At 51.8% G+C, this 15,280-nt stretch carries 17 protein-coding genes; 13 read left to right on the top strand and 4 right to left on the bottom strand.

What is annotated here, in order from left to right:
* Positions 1-22 precede the first annotated feature (22 nt).
* The 10 genes from ffh (at position 23) to GX659_00890 (ending at position 7,597) form a co-directional block, all read left to right on the top strand.
* Entirely contained in the window at positions 23-1,318 is a 1,296-nt protein-coding gene (ffh, locus tag GX659_00935) for a signal recognition particle protein (GenBank protein NLD27354.1), read from the top strand.
* Positions 1,319-1,369: 51 nt separating this feature from the next.
* On the top strand, positions 1,370-1,603 hold the full coding sequence (rpsP, locus tag GX659_00930) for a 30S ribosomal protein S16 (GenBank protein ID NLD27353.1): 234 nt from the start codon (positions 1,370-1,372) through the stop codon (positions 1,601-1,603).
* Positions 1,604-1,635: 32 nt separating this feature from the next.
* Positions 1,636-1,881, top strand: a complete 246-nt coding sequence (locus GX659_00925) for a KH domain-containing protein (GenBank protein ID NLD27352.1) — start codon at positions 1,636-1,638, stop codon at positions 1,879-1,881.
* A 5-nt stretch (positions 1,882-1,886) separates the two neighbouring features.
* Positions 1,887-2,435 (top strand): 16S rRNA processing protein RimM, encoded by a 549-nt coding sequence (rimM, locus tag GX659_00920; protein ID NLD27351.1) that lies wholly within the window; start codon positions 1,887-1,889, stop codon positions 2,433-2,435.
* 5 nt (positions 2,436-2,440) lie between these two features.
* Positions 2,441-3,163, top strand: coding sequence for a tRNA (guanosine(37)-N1)-methyltransferase TrmD (gene trmD / locus GX659_00915; GenBank protein NLD27350.1), 723 nt, complete (start codon positions 2,441-2,443; stop codon positions 3,161-3,163).
* Positions 3,164-3,247: 84 nt separating this feature from the next.
* Complete coding sequence (rplS, locus tag GX659_00910; GenBank protein ID NLD27349.1) at positions 3,248-3,673, top strand: 50S ribosomal protein L19; 426 nt, start codon at positions 3,248-3,250, stop codon at positions 3,671-3,673.
* Positions 3,624-4,286 (top strand): ribonuclease HII, encoded by a 663-nt coding sequence (locus GX659_00905; GenBank protein ID NLD27348.1) that lies wholly within the window; start codon positions 3,624-3,626, stop codon positions 4,284-4,286. Before rplS ends, GX659_00905 begins: the two co-directional genes overlap by 50 nt.
* A gap of 46 nt (positions 4,287-4,332) precedes the next feature.
* Positions 4,333-5,178 carry a nucleoside phosphorylase gene (locus GX659_00900; protein NLD27347.1) on the top strand — a complete coding sequence of 282 codons (846 nt, stop codon included), beginning with the start codon at positions 4,333-4,335 and terminating at the stop codon, positions 5,176-5,178.
* Between the two features lie 10 nt (positions 5,179-5,188).
* A complete protein-coding gene (locus GX659_00895; protein ID NLD27346.1) occupies positions 5,189-6,469 on the top strand; it encodes a NupC/NupG family nucleoside CNT transporter in 1,281 nt (426 codons plus the stop codon).
* 48 nt (positions 6,470-6,517) lie between these two features.
* Positions 6,518-7,597, top strand: coding sequence for a hypothetical protein (locus tag GX659_00890; GenBank protein NLD27345.1), 1,080 nt, complete (start codon positions 6,518-6,520; stop codon positions 7,595-7,597).
* Here the strand turns inward: GX659_00890 and GX659_00885 are convergent.
* On the bottom strand, positions 7,566-7,826 hold the full coding sequence (locus tag GX659_00885) for an MGMT family protein (GenBank protein NLD27344.1): 261 nt from the start codon (positions 7,824-7,826) through the stop codon (positions 7,566-7,568). The genes GX659_00890 and GX659_00885 overlap by 32 nt on opposite strands.
* 324 nt (positions 7,827-8,150) lie before the next feature.
* Between GX659_00885 and GX659_00880 the strand changes: the two genes are divergently transcribed.
* The 3 genes from GX659_00880 to GX659_00870 are packed head-to-tail and all read left to right on the top strand — an operon-like array spanning position 8,151 to position 11,635.
* On the top strand, positions 8,151-8,567 hold the full coding sequence (locus GX659_00880; protein ID NLD27343.1) for a hypothetical protein: 417 nt from the start codon (positions 8,151-8,153) through the stop codon (positions 8,565-8,567).
* Positions 8,568-8,604: 37 nt separating this feature from the next.
* The gene (locus tag GX659_00875) at positions 8,605-9,255 is read left to right on the top strand and encodes a hypothetical protein (protein ID NLD27342.1); all 651 of its coding nucleotides are present in this window, start codon (positions 8,605-8,607) and stop codon (positions 9,253-9,255) included.
* Positions 9,146-11,635 (top strand): DUF4131 domain-containing protein, encoded by a 2,490-nt coding sequence (locus tag GX659_00870; GenBank protein ID NLD27341.1) that lies wholly within the window; start codon positions 9,146-9,148, stop codon positions 11,633-11,635. Before GX659_00875 ends, GX659_00870 begins: the two co-directional genes overlap by 110 nt.
* Here the strand turns inward: GX659_00870 and GX659_00865 are convergent.
* The 3 genes from GX659_00865 to dacB are packed head-to-tail and all read right to left on the bottom strand — an operon-like array spanning position 11,568 to position 15,177.
* The gene (locus GX659_00865) at positions 11,568-11,900 is read right to left on the bottom strand and encodes a hypothetical protein (protein ID NLD27340.1); all 333 of its coding nucleotides are present in this window, start codon (positions 11,898-11,900) and stop codon (positions 11,568-11,570) included. The genes GX659_00870 and GX659_00865 overlap by 68 nt on opposite strands.
* Before the next feature lie 47 nt (positions 11,901-11,947).
* Positions 11,948-13,762 (bottom strand): transglycosylase SLT domain-containing protein, encoded by a 1,815-nt coding sequence (locus tag GX659_00860; GenBank protein NLD27339.1) that lies wholly within the window; start codon positions 13,760-13,762, stop codon positions 11,948-11,950.
* Positions 13,759-15,177, bottom strand: coding sequence for a D-alanyl-D-alanine carboxypeptidase/D-alanyl-D-alanine-endopeptidase (gene dacB / locus GX659_00855; protein NLD27338.1), 1,419 nt, complete (start codon positions 15,175-15,177; stop codon positions 13,759-13,761). Before dacB ends, GX659_00860 begins: the two co-directional genes overlap by 4 nt.
* Positions 15,178-15,280: the final 103 nt, after the last annotated feature.

Here is a 15,280-nt window from a genome sequence, read left to right as displayed (position 1 = left end):
TTTTTCAAAAACCTTCGATGCGATGTCCGGCAAGGGTAAGCTGAAAGAGTCCGACGTGCTCGCTGCAGCGCGGGAAATCAAGCTGGCTCTTCTCTCCGCCGATGTGCATTTCGCGGTTGTGAAGGATTTCGTCGAAAAGGTCTCCGTGCAGGCCGTGGGTGAAAAGGTCCTTTCCTCTATCACGCCGGCCCAGCAGTTCACGAAAATTGTTCACGACGAATTGGTAATCGCGCTCGGGAAAGCGCATCAGCCATTCGATTTTGCCTCTTCTCCTCCTCTCGTCACGATGGTGGTCGGTCTTCAAGGAAGCGGCAAGACGACAACAGCTGCGAGGTTCGCCCTCCTTTGCAAGAAGATCGGGAGAAGACCTCTGCTTGTTTCCGTCGATGTGTACAGGCCTGCCGCCATCTCACAGCTTAAGATCATGGCGGAAAAATGCGGTGTGGATTTCATCGATGCCGATCCCAAGACCAAGCCTGTAAAGATCGCCAAAGAGGCGAGAAGACATGCGGAGAGATTCGGGTACGATACTTTGATAATAGATACCGCTGGCAGGCTTCACATCGATCAGCTGATGATGGATGAGGTCAGCGAGATTTCCAAAAAGGTCGAGGCTCAGAGGATCCTTTATGTCGCCGATTCCATGACCGGGCAGGATGCCGTGAAAGCAGCCAAAGCGTTCAACGAGCTTCTCGAGATTACTGGCGTGGTCCTCACCAAACTCGATGGAGATGCAAGGGGAGGGGCGGCGCTTTCGGTCAAGGCCGTGACTGGTAAGCCGATATTATATGTTGGCACCGGGGAGCGAATTGAGGACCTGGAACCCTTTTATCCGGAGCGCATGGCGGGGCGCATACTCGGTATGGGTGATGTCGTGAGCCTGGTTGAGCAGGTGCAGGCGAACGTCGATCAGGGAGAGGCCGAGCAGATAGCCAAAAAGCTCTCCGGCGGCAGAGTTACCTTCGATGATTTCGTAGAACAGCTGAAAATGATGAAAAAAATGGGTCCGTTGGAGAAATTTATGGGTATGATCCCCGGTTTTGGGGTTATTGCCGATAAAATTGACCCGGTTACGCTTGAAAAAGAGCTGAGGCGCAAGGAGGCGATGATATCCTCCATGACGAAGTCGGAGCGTTCGAACCCCAAACTTTTAAACGGCTCTAGGCGTAAAAGAATCGCTTTAGGATCAGGGGTTTCAGTCACTGATCTGAACCGATTTATAAAGGAGTTCGAGCTATATTCCGAGATGATGAGGAAGTTTTCCAAGGGCGGTATGAAAAAACTCTTTAAAGGCTTGACTACACAAGCCTTTTCTTGATAACAGCTCTCGCCCTTTACCCGAGTTAATTAAAAAGATTCTGGAGGAAGTATGTCTGTGAAGATCAGGCTGGCAAGGCGTGGAAAGAAAAATGCTCCTTTTTACCACATAGTGGTTTCCGACGAGCGTCAACCGAGGGACAGCTCCTTTGTCGAACTTGTTGGCACCTATGATGTGAGCAGCAAGGAGAAGCGTGTCGTGGCTGATAAGGAACGCATAGCTTATTGGCTGAGCAAGGGTGCAAAGCCCACCGAGACGGTTTCCAAGCTGATCAAGAACATCTAAAATATTTGAGATTCCCTCAAGGAGGAAGTCGTATGTCCGAGGAATCGATCAGCAAGCTTATTGAGATGATCGCCAAGGCTCTTGTCGATAAACCAGATTCGGTCGAGGTTACCGAGGTGGATGGGGAGCAGACTAACATAATTGAACTCAAGGTCGCCAAAGAGGATCTTGGGAAAGTCATTGGCAAGCAGGGCAGGACTGCAAGGGCTCTTCGCACGATCCTTTCCGCTGCATCTACCAAGATACGCAAGCCTTCGGTGTTAGAGATTCTGGAATAGTTTCCGTGTGCAGCAAATCCAATAAATCAACCGGCCTCGTCGAATGCGGACGGGTGGGCAGGGCGGTCGCTCTTAAGGGCGAGTGTCAGGTCATCTGGGCTAGCGGAAGCTGCCCGGTCTCAAAGGGCGAGCATCTTTTGTTGTCAAGGGATGGCAAATCCGAATTTGAAAAGTTCGCTGTCGTGGGTCTTCGCACCCAGGGCTCTTTTTCCATCGTGCGCTTCGACGGGATTTCAGACAGAAATTCGGCGAAAACGCTGAACGGCAGCCTGATATTCATAGAGGAAGAAAGGCTTCCTCAGCTCGGAAAAGGTGAATACTACAGCTATCAGATTCTTGGGATGAAAGTCGTAACCGAAGAAGGAATCGAGGTAGGAGAAATAGTGCGGATATTTACAGCGGGCGAAAATGATGTATACGAAATTCTTCCCGATGGCGCGAAGCGCGGAAGTGAGATCATGGTGCCGGCGATCTCCGAAGTGATCCGCAATATAGATATTGCGAAAAAAGTAATGACCATCCGCCCGATGGAGGGGATGTTGGATCAGGGATAGATGAAATGAAAATAGACATACTTACAATTTTTCCGCAGATGTTCGATTCCCCCTTCACCGATTCGATAATCAAACGCGCCAGGCAAAAGGGGATCGTCGAGATCGAGACTCACGATATAAGGGAGCACTCGAAAGACAAACACAGAAGCGTGGATGATTCACCTTACGGAGGGGGCGCCGGAATGGTGATGATGGCCGGGCCTCTCGTCGAAGCGGTTGAGGGCATCTCTCGTGGAAAGAATTCTCAATGTATACTGCTCGCGCCGCAGGGAGAGCCTTTTACTCAGAAGCTCGCGAGGGAGCTCTCGCAGCTGGACCAAATAATCCTGATCTGCGGAAGATACGAAGGCATAGACCAGAGGGCGATAGATCTCGTGGTGGAGAGGGAAATTTCCATCGGTGATTACATCCTTAGCGGAGGTGAGATACCGGCGATGGTGATCGCCGACTCGGTGATACGCCTCCTCCCTGGAGCCCTTGGCAATGAGGCCTCCGCGGAACTGGAATCGTTCGAATCCGGGCTTCTCGAACATCCGCATTATACCCGTCCCGAGGTTTTTAGGGGGATTGCGGTTCCCAAAGTACTTCTCTCAGGAAATCATGCAGATATAGAGAGATGGCGCCATGAGGAGAGTCTTCGCCGGACCTCGGAGAGGCGGCCCGACCTCATCGCAAAGTTCGAATGCCGGGAGACTTTTTCGGGTACATCCAAAAAACATCCGAGCTAAATAGTTGACAAATAGGGGTTAAGTGGGTAGAAGCCCCGAGCTTTAAAGGCCCCGTAGGAGGGGAGAGAGAGGATGGAGCCGGTTATGAACATAATGGAAAAAATCGATAAAAGCGGCCTTCGCGGAGATCGTCCCAGCTTTAGACCCGGCGATACCTTAAAAGTTCACTGCCGTATCAAGGAGGGTGAGAAGGAGCGAATCCAGATATTCGAAGGTGTTTGCATAAAGCGCCGCAGGGCGGGGGTCAGTTCTTCCTTTACCGTCAGAAAAATTTCCTTCGGTGTTGGAGTTGAAAGGGTTTTTCCCCTTCACTCGCCGCAGGTCGAAAAGATAGAAGTGGTGACCTCAGGGAGCGTTCGTCGTTCCAAACTTTATTACCTGAGGGAGCTCAGCGGTAAGGCCGCAAGGATCAAAGAGGGTCAGCGCGAATACTTGTTGGAAGACGGGGGAATCGCAACGGATGAAGACGCAGCCGAAGCCCCGCAGTCCGAAGAGAAGGCGGGAGAGTAAAACTTCGCCATTTGATTTCGAAGATCTTCTTCGCAAAAAAGGTTTTCTTGCGATAGCAGGCGTCGATGAGGCCGGTCGCGGGCCTTTGGCGGGTCCTGTGGTCGCAGCGGCCGTCATTCTTCCCGAGGGTTTCAGGTTGGAAGGACTGAGGGATTCTAAAAAGCTCACAGCCAAAAGGCGTGAGTTTTTTTATTCTGAGATAGTCGATAGATCTCTGGCCTATTCCATCTCCTCTGTTTCCCCAGAGGAGATCGACCGGGTCAACATTCATCAGGCCTCTTTGCTCGCTATGTCGCGCGCGCTGGATGGCCTTGCGATGAAACCCGATGCCGTCATGGTTGACGGACCTTATAAAATTGACAGTATTTCGGTCGAACAGTTTCCTATCATCGGAGGGGATGATAAGTCTCACACGATAGCCGCGGCCTCTGTTGTGGCGAAGGTCTTCAGGGATAGCATCATGTCGCGGCTTTCCGAAGAGTACCCTTGTTTTTCCTTCGCTTTGCACAAGGGGTATGGAACCCGGGCGCATTTTGAAGAGATCAGACTACACGGCATCACGCCGGTTCATCGCCACAGCTTTCTCAAGAAATTCCATCTGCGCGTTGACTAGTGGATTCTATCCGGCTATCTAACCAATCAGAACGACTGGAGGATTTATGGCGATGAAGAGCAAGATGAAATCGGCCGAGCTGGCCTCTACGGCGGAAGGGCGTCAGTATCACATAGGGCTCGCCCCGGGCGAGGTGGCGCCCTATATAATGATGTGCGGAGATCCGGCGCGCGTTTACAAGGTTGCCGAATACTTCGACGAAAAGAATCCTCCGGTCTGCAATCGTGAGTATGTAACTATCACCGGAAAGTACAAAGGGCTTCCGATAAGCGTGATGGCCACTGGCATGGGACCCGACAACACCGAGATCGCTGTGATAGAACTTTCGCAGATCGTCGCTAATCCGACATTCATAAGAGTTGGAACAAGCGGGGGGCTTCGCGAGGGGGTTTTGCTTAACAATCAGGTGATCTCCACCGGTTCAGTGCGCCTGGAGAATACATCCACGGCTTTTGTCTTCGAGGGATATCCTGCGGTGGCACATCATGAGGTCGTCCTCGCTCTGATAGAGTCTGCAAATCGAATGCGCTTGCAATATCATGTCGGCTTGACTGCAACAGGCAGTGGTTTCTACGGTCTGCAGGGGCGCAAGGTCCCCGGTTTTCCCATTCGCGATGAGGAGATTCCGAAAAAACTTGCCCGGATGAACGTCTGCAACTTTGAGATGGAATCATCATGTCTTTTTACCCTTTCGAATATGGCCGGACACAGGGCGGGGATGGTCTGTCTCGTCATTGCGGACAGGCGCGAGAATGTCTGGATAGATCCGGCCGACATGGCCGCGGGAGAGAAGAGGGTGATCGAAATCGCGCTCGGCGCTTTCGGTGTTCTCGATGAGATAGACAGGGCGAAGGGAAAAGCAAAATTCTGGTCCCCGTCGATGGGGCTATAACGGAGGGGAGATGGAGCGCTACATGGGAGTGCTGGGAATTATCGTGCTGTTTGCCCTGGCATTTTTGATGTCCAATAACAAGAAACGGATCAATTTCAGAACCCTCATAGTGGGTTTTTCCATCCAGTTTGGAATGGGACTTCTGCTGATCAGCTGGCCACGTGGAAATGATGCGATACAATGGTTTGCCATGAAGGTCACCTCCTTCCTCATGCTCACCGATCACGGCACTAAATTTCTTTTTGGTTACATAGTGGATCCTTCGAAGGCGGACATTTTCGGATTTCAGTTCGCTTTCAGGGTTTTGCCGATAATAATATTTTTTGCGTGCTTCATGGGGATTCTCTACTACTTGGGAATCATGCAGAAGATAGTCAAAATTTTTGCGTGGGTGATGTCCAGGCTTATGAAGACCTCCGGCGCTGAGTCTCTTTCCTGTTCTGCCAATATATTTCTGGGACAGACAGAGGCTCCCCTACTGATAAGGCCCTTTCTCAATCGCTGCACGATGTCGGAACTTTGCGCTATAATGGTCGGCGGTTTCGGAACGATAGCCGGAAGCGTCATGGCCGGGTATATAGCGATGGGAATTCCTGCGCAGCACATAATAATCGCATCGATGATGGCTGCTCCGGCGAGCCTCATGGTTGCGAAGATAATCTTTCCTGAAACTCAGGTCTCCGAAACTGCGGGAAGCGTCAGCCTGCCGAAGATCGACGTCGGCAGCAACGTCCTTGATGCCGCTTCCAGAGGGGTTTACGACGGGCTGCATCTGGCGCTCAATGTGGCGGCGATGCTTATCGCATTCATTACGCTCATCGCCTTTATCGATAAGCTTCTCCTCGTTCTGGACAGGCTCATCGACGGCACGCTTTTGGGAGGCGCTTTAATGGCCAACGGGGAGTACGAAGGGTACTTCCCCGGAAGTTTGAAGACTATTCTGGGGACGATTTTTTCCCCGCTTACTTTTTTGATGGGTGTTCCGAGGCAGGATGTCTTCGAGCTTGCGAATCTTCTCGGGACGAAGCTGGCGCTGAATGAGTTCGTAGCCTACGCCAAGCTCGCCCCGTTGATCGAAAGTGGCGCCATCACGCCCAAGGCGCAGATCATGGGTACGTATATGCTCTGCGGTTTTGCTAACTTCGCTTCGATAGGAATTCAGATAGGCGGTCTTTCGGCATTGGCCCCCGAGCGCCGCAGCGATCTTTCCAAGCTAGCGATGCGCGCTATGCTCGGAGGCGCGATAGTTTCCTGTCTTACTGCGACTATAGCCGGTATATTGATAGGGTAGAAATTTTCGCTAACGCTCCTCTCTTATCATCATAATAAGGAGATCAACATGCAGCTGTTTCGTGAAATAAAAAAGAAGTTGGCGGTTTTTGGGATAGCGGCCCTCTGTTTTGGATATTTCGCCTCGTATGTCCCGTACTCCATGATGACGAAAATGATCACCCGCGGATTTTTCGCGGGGATGAACGGAGTCGGTTTCACGGGCGTGGAGATCCAGCCGATGGCGATCGTTGCTGGTTTTATCTCGATATACGTGATAATCACGATTGCCGGTTGGTGGAAATACGCCACGCATTTTAATTTTCTCGGTTATTCCATTCCGCGTCCACGTTGGTTCACCGTGATATCAGGCATTTGCACCTCCTCTCAGATCATCACTACTACGCTTGCATACACCTTCAGCGGAGTGAGCATAGTTTTTGCCATGCTCCTCATGCGCGGCGGCGTTCTGGTCATAGCTCCGATCGTCGATACGATCGTGAAAAAGAGAAGGCGAAATGTGTACTGGCCCTCGTGGGTAGCCTCCGCTTTGAGCATGGGCGCGCTGCTCGTAGCTTTTATGGGTGATGGCGGATCGGCGATGACCATAGTCTGTGCCATCGACATAATCGTATATCTGGTCGGATATTTCTTCAGGCTATATATGATGAGCACTTTCGCCAAGAGCAGTGACTACGCGGAAAAGATGCGCTACTACGTCGAAGAACAACTCATTGCGATGCCTCTGCTCCTCGTCTCGATGTTTATCATCGCCCTGTTCGGCATTGGCTCCGGAAGGGAGAGCGTCCCCGGTCAGCTGTGGTGGGGATTCGTCGGTCTTCCAAAGACTCCGTATTTCATCCATACTTTGCTGATAGGGCTCTTTTCACAGGGGACGGGCATCTTTGGCACCCTCATCTATCTCGACAAGCGTGAGAATACCTTCACGGTTCCGGCCAATCGTTCCTCAAGCGTCATCGCCGGCCTGATAGCGACTTATGCGCTGGCCATCTTCTATGGTCAGAGCTATCCGGATTTCTATCAGCTCCTGAGCGTCGGTATGATTTTGTTCGCGATCGTCTTTCTCGCCTACAGAGCTTGGATGGATAAGAAAAACGCTAAGAGCTCCGCCGCCGCTGCGGGAAAGTGATCCCTTCCTTTTTCAGAAGGGCGATCTTTTTTTCGATGCCGAGCGAAAATCCTCCTATGGATCCGTCTGACGCTATCACCCGATGGCAGGGTATTTTTACAGGATGCGGATTTGCGCCGCAGGCGTTGGCGACAGCCCGACAGCTTTTCGGGTGACCGATTCTCCTTGCGAGCTCTTTGTAGCTGATCGTCTTTCCGAACGGAATTTTTGCGATCTCCCGCCATACCATTCTCTGAAATTTTGTTCCTTCCCTGGTTTCGATATTTCCTCCTCGGGGGAGAGAAAGGCTATGTATTTCCAAATCTCTCCGCTCTTACTCCCTTAATACGCATGATTGTCCGATATCCAGCGATTTTTTGGGGGGATACAAAGTCTCTCTCTCCTTCGGAATCCCCCTGGAAGGGATTGCTAAAGCGTCAAAATACTTCCATCCCGTCTCACACGTTTCCCTCTTTGAGACGCACCAGCAGCCCTCTCAAAGTGAAAAAGATATAATTAACATATAGTTAGAAGGTTTTGTTTTACGTCTCTCTGGCATGCTTTCTGCAAACGCATGAATGCGGGAAAGAAGGGAGATCCTAAAATGAACAGGGGATACGAAGAGATTGGAGCTGAGGAAGTCAGGTCAGATCCGAATCTTTCCTCTCCGCTCGAGATCATGAGGAGGATGGGAGGGCGGGCGCGCCCGGTCCGAAATCCTTCCGGAAAGCAGGTCGATAGCATGCTTGCGGCCTATAAGGATCGCATGACCTACACCTTCATAATGGAGGGTGAGGTAGCCTCTATCCATTTTGATCGCCTCAGGGGTGAGATCTTCTTCAGAGGTCACAGCTTAAAGAACATGGAGCTTTCCGAGGCCCAGGTTCTCGCCCTTCACTCGCTTGTGGAAATTTTAAAGGAGGATGAGGAGGGAAAGAGTTTTTATGCCGACTACGAAGCAACTTTGAGTCGCCTCATGGCCGATAAGTAATTTGAGGGTCTGTGCCCTCTTTTCCCCAAGGTATAAAATGGTCGACCTTATAAACAGATTCAGGAAATCCGATGCGGTTGGCAGGTCAGGCGGAAGTGGCAGGACCACCTCTGCCAGCGATCTTCCTCTTGATCATCGTGTGACCTTCAGGGCCGGACCCAACGAGCAGTGGACCTACGAGGAGAATGGCAGAATCCACGTAAACGATGTGGATATCGAGGATATGATCGACAAGGAGAGAAGCGACATCCAGTTTCTCTGCGGCGTCTCCCGAGGTCTGCAGCTTTACCAGCTCGATATCTGGTCGAGAGGTGGAAAAGGGATGTCGGAGTTCAATGCGAAGGTGGGAGCCCTTCAGGAGAAGATTCATTCCCGGTTGATGAATATATACGAGCGCGTTACAGGCGGAATAAATTTCGAACTTCAGAGCGGAGAGTTCTGGGTAAACAATATAAATGTTCGGAAAGCGATACAGCTTTTCTACCAACGCCCGACGGAAAAGGTGAGAATATTTTTAATGGGGTTGCGCGATAAACTCGCCTTGATTCTCTCCGGTTCTCGTTCTAGCAAGAGATATGATGGAGTCGAAAGGGAAGTCTCAGCTCTCTACAGCGATATCTGCTTCGCGCTGGAATACATACCGGCCGATGCTCCTCCTCGCCTCGTCGCTCGCGACTGGCGCGTATAGTTCCAGACTCATACCCTCTGAATTTTTTGGTGCAATGCTGGTCCTTGGCGTTGCTTCATTTATATCGCTGATCGCGTGTGCGTGGTTCCGCTGGAATTTTTTGGCCTCAGTGTCTTTTGCCCTCATCGCATCCTTCGCCATCGGCGCATCCGCATCGATTCATGCGCAAAACTCAATCGGACTTGATGGGATTTCGCCGGATTCTAGCGTATCTTGTCTTTGCGAGGGGGTCGTTTCCGGAGTTCCACAGCGAAGGCGAAACGGATGCAGCGCCGATATAGATCTGAAGAACTGTGAATGTGCGGAGATGGCGCTTTCCTCTGTTTCTGGACGCGCGAGATTTTTCGCATCGAGGGCGAAGCTTCTTCCCCAAGAGGGAGAACGGGTGCGCTTCAGGTGCAGGTTTTTTGATTCGGATGAAAATGATAACCCCGGCAAATTCGAATACGGAAGATTTCTCGGTTCGCGTGGAATAGGTGCGACGGGCATGATCTACGGCCAGTTTGAAGTCATCGGCGAAGACAGCTCTATTTTACAGCGCGCGATTAACTGGGCCAGGAACAATATTGCGGCCTCCATACCCACATCTATTTCAGAGGAGCGCAGGGGCGTGATAGAGGCAGTAGCGCTTGGCAAGAAGGATCTCTTCAGCGGCGATTTGCGCCGCGAATTTTCGGCGGCGGGGATATCGCATATCTTCGCAATATCGGGTCTTCATGTGGGGCTTGTCTCGGCATTCATTTTTTTTCTCATAAAAATTTCTATCGGTAGGATTTCTTTTCTTTTGCTGTGCATGCCGGTTCAGAGAATTGCGGCGTTAGCTACGCTTCCTGCGATATGGTCGTATGTGGTGATAACAGGATATTCGATTTCATCGATTCGCGCCGGAATAATGATAACCGTCTATCTCTTTGGAATGCTTGTCGGGCGCAGGCAGGATCTCCTCAATACGTTGGCGATTGCGGTGGCGCTCATACTTCTCATTATGCCGCTTTCTCTCTTCGACATTTCCTTTCAGCTCTCAGTGACAGCGGTGTTGGGAATAGCCATCTTTGCCCGCCGCTTTGAGATTTTTTTGAAGGCGCGCTGCGTTGGGTTTTTCAAATCAAGATGGGCCCGCAGGATCGCCTCGTCCCTGATATCCACATCTTCGGTAACCGCTGCAGCCACGATAGCGGTTTCTCCGCTGGTTGCCTACCACTTCAAGATCGTAACACTTTTGGGTTTTTTTACAAATATAGTGGCAATTCCTGTTGCAGCCTTCGCGCTGGTTCCGGCTGCATTTATCGCATCGCTCGTGGCGCTATTTTCGCAATGGTTAGCTGCGGTGATCTGGCATCTCGTCGCGATTCCGGCGGGGGCTCTTCTCTCGATTTCAAATTTTTCCGCCGAGCACGGTTCGTGGGGGATCCTGAATTTCGCTCCCACCGCTTTGGAGTTGTCGCTCTTATATCTATTTCTGATATCCATAAGCGCATCCGATATTTTAAAAGGAAGATCGATGAGATTCATCCTGCCTGCGTTTTTTGCGCTCCTCCTTTTAGGCGATGCTCTATACTGGAGGGTGCTCCCTCTCTTTGAGACCCGTCTGCGGATTTATTTTTTCGACGTCGGGGAAGGGCAGTCGGCCTTGCTTCGTCTTCCGGGAGGAAGCGATATCCTAGTGGATGGAGGAGGCAATTCCGGGGAAAATTTCGACATAGGCGAGCGAATCGTTGCCCCGGCTCTCTGGTCGATGGGGGTTCATCGACTTTCTGCAATTGTTGTCACCGCTCCGAAGGTGACGCGCTTCAAGGGGCTTCGTTATATGATCGAAAATTTTTCGCCGGAGGAAATCATAGTCGGTTCGGCTTCCGGCCCCGATGCCGACGGTGCGGAATTTTCCTCCTTCCTGCAGTGGATAAAGTCGGAGGGCAATGCTCTTAAAGTTCTGCCTGCGGAAGTGACGCGCGAAATTCGTTCCGGAGTGGGGTTTGAATTCATAAACCAGATGCGCGACTTTGGCGCGAGACGCGGCGAATATTCCATATCCCTCAACATCATCCACGATGAGGTGAATATTCTGATGCAGGGAGATTCCGCCAGGGCCCCGGTTCCTTCCAATGCGCTTCTCTTTGCCGCTTCGATGGGGAAATACGATGTGGAAAAAATAGAGAGATCGATTCAGAGGCTCGATCCTGATTATGTTATTCTTTCAGACGAACGTCCGCGCTGGGTAAGGCCCTTCGTGAAGGATTCGTGGCGTTATCCGGAAGGGATTATAAAAACCGACAGGGATGGAATGGTTGAGGCGGTGAGCGACGGCAGCGACATCAGCCTGCGTTTTCCCATGAGACGAAGCGCCAGCCGACCGGTCCCCTTTCAACGGTCGCGTGGATGAGTTTTACCGTTCCGTCCTTAAGGGTTATGAAGGCCTCTATCGCCACGAGTTTTTTGTGGATCTCCTGCTGTGAGATCACTTCCACTTTTTCGACCGGGTTCGAATTGTAGTCGCTCTGTTTGAACTTCTTGCCGTATTTCTTGAAGTGACTTTTTATTATTTTTTCGCTGCGGGCGGAAGAGGGTTGGCGAGCGCAGGAGGCTCCCATCGCCGGGAACATCATGGCGGCTACGACGATAGCGGCTATCTCTTTTCTGATCTTCATCGGATTGCCTCGTTAACATGCCAGATAAAGGCAGGCAATGAAATTATTCAGTCGAAAGGGATGACTATGATCTCTCCCTTGGATGGGTTTCTTCGTATATTCGCATTGGCCTGCCGTATCCTCGTAGGGTCGATGCCGTACATCCAAGCTATCGAATTTACCGTTTCGTTGGGGGCCACTACGTGCCTTATGGATCCCCGCTGACTCTTTGGGGCCCTCGCCGCCGCTGCAATGAATATCGATCCCTTCCCCTCGGGCACCTTAATCGGATAAGCGATGGGGATGAGTTGGTCGCCCGATATTACCTTCGAGCTGAATCCGGGGTTCAGTTCCAGAAGTTCTTCCAGCGGTATGCCGGAGACGCCGGCCACGCTGGGAAGCGATATGTGATATGCGGTTCTCACCATCTCAAAGCGAAGAGGGTCGTCATATGATATGGGCCCGAAGTACTTTTCCGGGTTTTCGGCTACCTCCAGTGCAGCCAGATATTCCGGGAAAAAATTCCTCGATGCGAAGCCGTACGCGCGGTGTTTGAAATTTTTTACGATCTTCGCGATGTCTTTGGTGCCAAGCGTCTGGACGGCCTGTTTGAGGCGCCCTCTGCCCGCGTTGTAGGCGTTTATGGCCAGTGGCCACGTGCCGAGCTCATTGTAATTGTGCCTGAGCAGCTTGATAGAAGCGTGCGTCGCCGCGATCGGGTCGTTTCTCTCATCGACTATCTTGTTCATTCTCAGATATAATTTTCCGGTCTGTGGCATGAACTGCCATATTCCACTGGCTCCGACGGAGCTCTTCGCCTTCAGATTGAACATCGATTCGACGAAGATGAGTCTGCTCAGTTCGCGGGGCATTCCGCTTTCTTCGTATATTCTTTCGATCTCTCCGAGGTATCGCCCTGAATATTTTAGCCCGGCGATAAATTTGTCGCGCTGTCCAATCTGGGCGCGAACTCCAAACTCCTCCGCGGCGCGTTGGAATTTTTTCGGATCACCCACATTGTCAAAGAGCTTTTTGATTCTCCACTCCTCGTCGTTTAGAGAGGATGAGAGGCGCTGGTTTTGAGCCAGCATTTCCAGTATGGAAACTATTCGTTCGCGCTTTTCCTCGATGAGTTTTTCCTTTTTGTGCTGTTTTTCCAGCTCCGAGAGGCGCATGTCCCCTTCGATATATCCCAGATCTACGACATCATAGATGATATCGAGATAGATGGGATGATGCAGGACGACCTGGTTCTTGTCGTATCGGGAATAGATCGCCTTCCAGAATGCCACATCCTTTTCCAACTCAGGCGGTGTGAAGATCCAGGAATATTCTTTCTTAGATCTTCTGAGAACGTGCGCGGGCGGCTCGTGAATCGCCAGGCTGGATCTTGGGTACGTGACGAGCGTTATGGATGAACCTCTGGGAGTATCCTCCGCAACCGGTACGAAGTTGTCGGGGACTCCCTGAAAGGTTTCGGTCGGTTCCGGCTCAATCGGTACAGCATTTCCAAAGCTGCTGTCATCGACAGCTGCGCCGCTACCTCCCGCCACGTCTGGAGACTGATTGGGATCCGTCAATGTCAAATCCTGCGCCTGTGCATCCTGACCCGGAGGGATCGGGACCTGCTCAGGTTTGAAATAGGCGAGCTGTCCGGATGGATTTTCAATCTTTACTTCAGCCGCCTGTTTCTCCTTTTCAAGATCGACGATAGATGAGAGATTTTTCGCCGAGGGAAAATTTTTCTTCGTCGCGGAACCGGCGCCTATTCCCGCGCGTCCAAGGTGGTCCGGAATCGCCAGGATTATGAACGCCGCAACCGCTGCCACAAGGCATGCGGAGATGAATCCATGCAGTATTCTTGAAGACCTCTCTTTGCTCACGGCGTGGCCTCCGCTATCATCTTCACCACTTCAACCTCCGCACGGTGCGCGGCATCGGCCCCCTTTGGGAGTCCATTTACGAGGATTGCAAATGCTGCTATTTTGCCACTTTTCATGGGAACGTATCCGGCCAGCGTGCTTACTCCGCCGAGGGTTCCGGTCTTGGTCCTTGCGATTCCTCGCACCCTGTCCGCAAATTTCCAATTGCGAGTCGTTCCATCGACCCCCATGATCGCGAATGAGGATATTAGATCCGGCCTTATCGCGAAGTCGCTATATGCCGAAGCGAGAACCTGTGCCAATGCGTTTGCGGTGATGCGAGTCTGATCGGAGAGGCCGGAGCCGTTTTCGATGGAGAAGGATTCCTGTGGGATCCCAATGGAACGCATGTATTCCGATATCACAGAGATCCCCTTGGAGGTCGAGCCCGGGCTTCCGAAGCGCACGGCTCCCATGTGCTTGGCGATCTGTTCAGCTATGAAATTATTGGAAAACTTATTCATCGAGCGAATCAGTTCCGACATGGGCTTCGAATTCTTTCTGGCGATCAAATGCGCACCCTGCGGAACAGTCGCGTGGCGAACCGTTGAACCCACCTCGACGCCATTTTGGCGAAGCGCAAAGGCCAGCGCTGATGCTGCGAATTTTATTGGGTCGCTTATGCTTCTGTGAATCGCCTGCACTCCGGCGTTTTTTGGAATCGAGCCCGTAAGCAGGAAGGTTTCTCCATGAGAATTTTGGGATGAGGATATCCCCACATTGTATTTTCCGCCCGTCGTCACCTTGTTTACGATGGAGATGTAGTCGACCGGCGGCTCCACGCTTACGATAGCAGGGGCGCCTGCGCCATCGCCGGGGGCCACCTTGATCGTTATCGCGTTGAAGTTCACCGCGGCTGCGGAGGTCTTGGCTGCGTAGGCCCTGCCGTCGTTGCCGTTCTTTCTGGGAAATTCGTGCGAGTCGAAGAATGAATCGTCGATTACGATCGCTCCGGTGATCTTTTGGATTCCTACGCCGCGGACGTCACGCGCCGCTTTCCAAACTTCCTCGGAGACCAGCATCGGATCCCCCGTACCATGCACGTAGAGGTTGTTTATAACCCCGCCTGTGGGTTCATGGTCTGAATAGAAGGATGTCTTCATCCTGTAATTCGGTCCGAGGGAAGATAGGGCGGCTGCTGCGGTCAATATCTTCATACAGGAGGCGGGGTTTAGCGGGATATCCTGATTATGCATCGCCAATGGTTGCCCGCTTTCGGCGTCTATCACAGCTATTGCGGTTCCCTCCCTGCTGAAGCCCGGATTGCCGAGGGCCTTGTTCAGGTTCAAGGAACTGGCCGCCGAGAGTGGGGATGCGGCGGCAATCGATAGCAAGGTTATCCCTGATACGAATGTTCTTTTGAGTCTGTTTGACATAGGTCATTGTTCCACGTAATTTGTCAGGAGTCAGGCAGGGGGTATCTATGATATTTTGCGGTAAATATCAAACGAATCCGGAGCTAATTCCTTTTCGGAAGCC

It is taken from the genome of Myxococcales bacterium (genome assembly GCA_012513515.1).
GTDB lineage: Bacteria > UBA10199 > UBA10199 > 2-02-FULL-44-16 > JAAZCA01 > JAAZCA01.
This window is presented reverse-complemented; position numbering and strand designations above follow the sequence as displayed.

Bases quoted from the DNA above. Each gene is read 5' to 3' on its own strand.
- ffh (NLD27354.1), top strand. From the start codon at position 23: ATGTCCGGCAAGGGTAAGCTGAAAGAGTCCGACGTGCTCGCTGCAGCG.
- rpsP (NLD27353.1), top strand. From the start codon at position 1,370: ATGTCTGTGAAGATCAGGCTGGCAAGGCGTGGAAAGAAAAATGCTCCT.
- GX659_00925 (NLD27352.1), top strand. From the start codon at position 1,636: ATGTCCGAGGAATCGATCAGCAAGCTTATTGAGATGATCGCCAAGGCT.
- trmD (NLD27350.1), top strand. From the start codon at position 2,441: ATGAAAATAGACATACTTACAATTTTTCCGCAGATGTTCGATTCCCCC.
- rplS (NLD27349.1), top strand. From the start codon at position 3,248: ATGAACATAATGGAAAAAATCGATAAAAGCGGCCTTCGCGGAGATCGT.
- GX659_00905 (NLD27348.1), top strand. From the start codon at position 3,624: ATGAAGACGCAGCCGAAGCCCCGCAGTCCGAAGAGAAGGCGGGAGAGT.
- GX659_00900 (NLD27347.1), top strand. From the start codon at position 4,333: ATGGCGATGAAGAGCAAGATGAAATCGGCCGAGCTGGCCTCTACGGCG.
- GX659_00895 (NLD27346.1), top strand. From the start codon at position 5,189: ATGGAGCGCTACATGGGAGTGCTGGGAATTATCGTGCTGTTTGCCCTG.
- GX659_00890 (NLD27345.1), top strand. From the start codon at position 6,518: ATGCAGCTGTTTCGTGAAATAAAAAAGAAGTTGGCGGTTTTTGGGATA.
- GX659_00885 (NLD27344.1), bottom strand. From the start codon at position 7,826: ATGGTATGGCGGGAGATCGCAAAAATTCCGTTCGGAAAGACGATCAGC.
- GX659_00880 (NLD27343.1), top strand. From the start codon at position 8,151: ATGAATGCGGGAAAGAAGGGAGATCCTAAAATGAACAGGGGATACGAA.
- GX659_00875 (NLD27342.1), top strand. From the start codon at position 8,605: ATGGTCGACCTTATAAACAGATTCAGGAAATCCGATGCGGTTGGCAGG.
- GX659_00870 (NLD27341.1), top strand. From the start codon at position 9,146: ATGGAGTCGAAAGGGAAGTCTCAGCTCTCTACAGCGATATCTGCTTCG.
- GX659_00865 (NLD27340.1), bottom strand. From the start codon at position 11,900: ATGAAGATCAGAAAAGAGATAGCCGCTATCGTCGTAGCCGCCATGATG.
- dacB (NLD27338.1), bottom strand. From the start codon at position 15,177: ATGTCAAACAGACTCAAAAGAACATTCGTATCAGGGATAACCTTGCTA.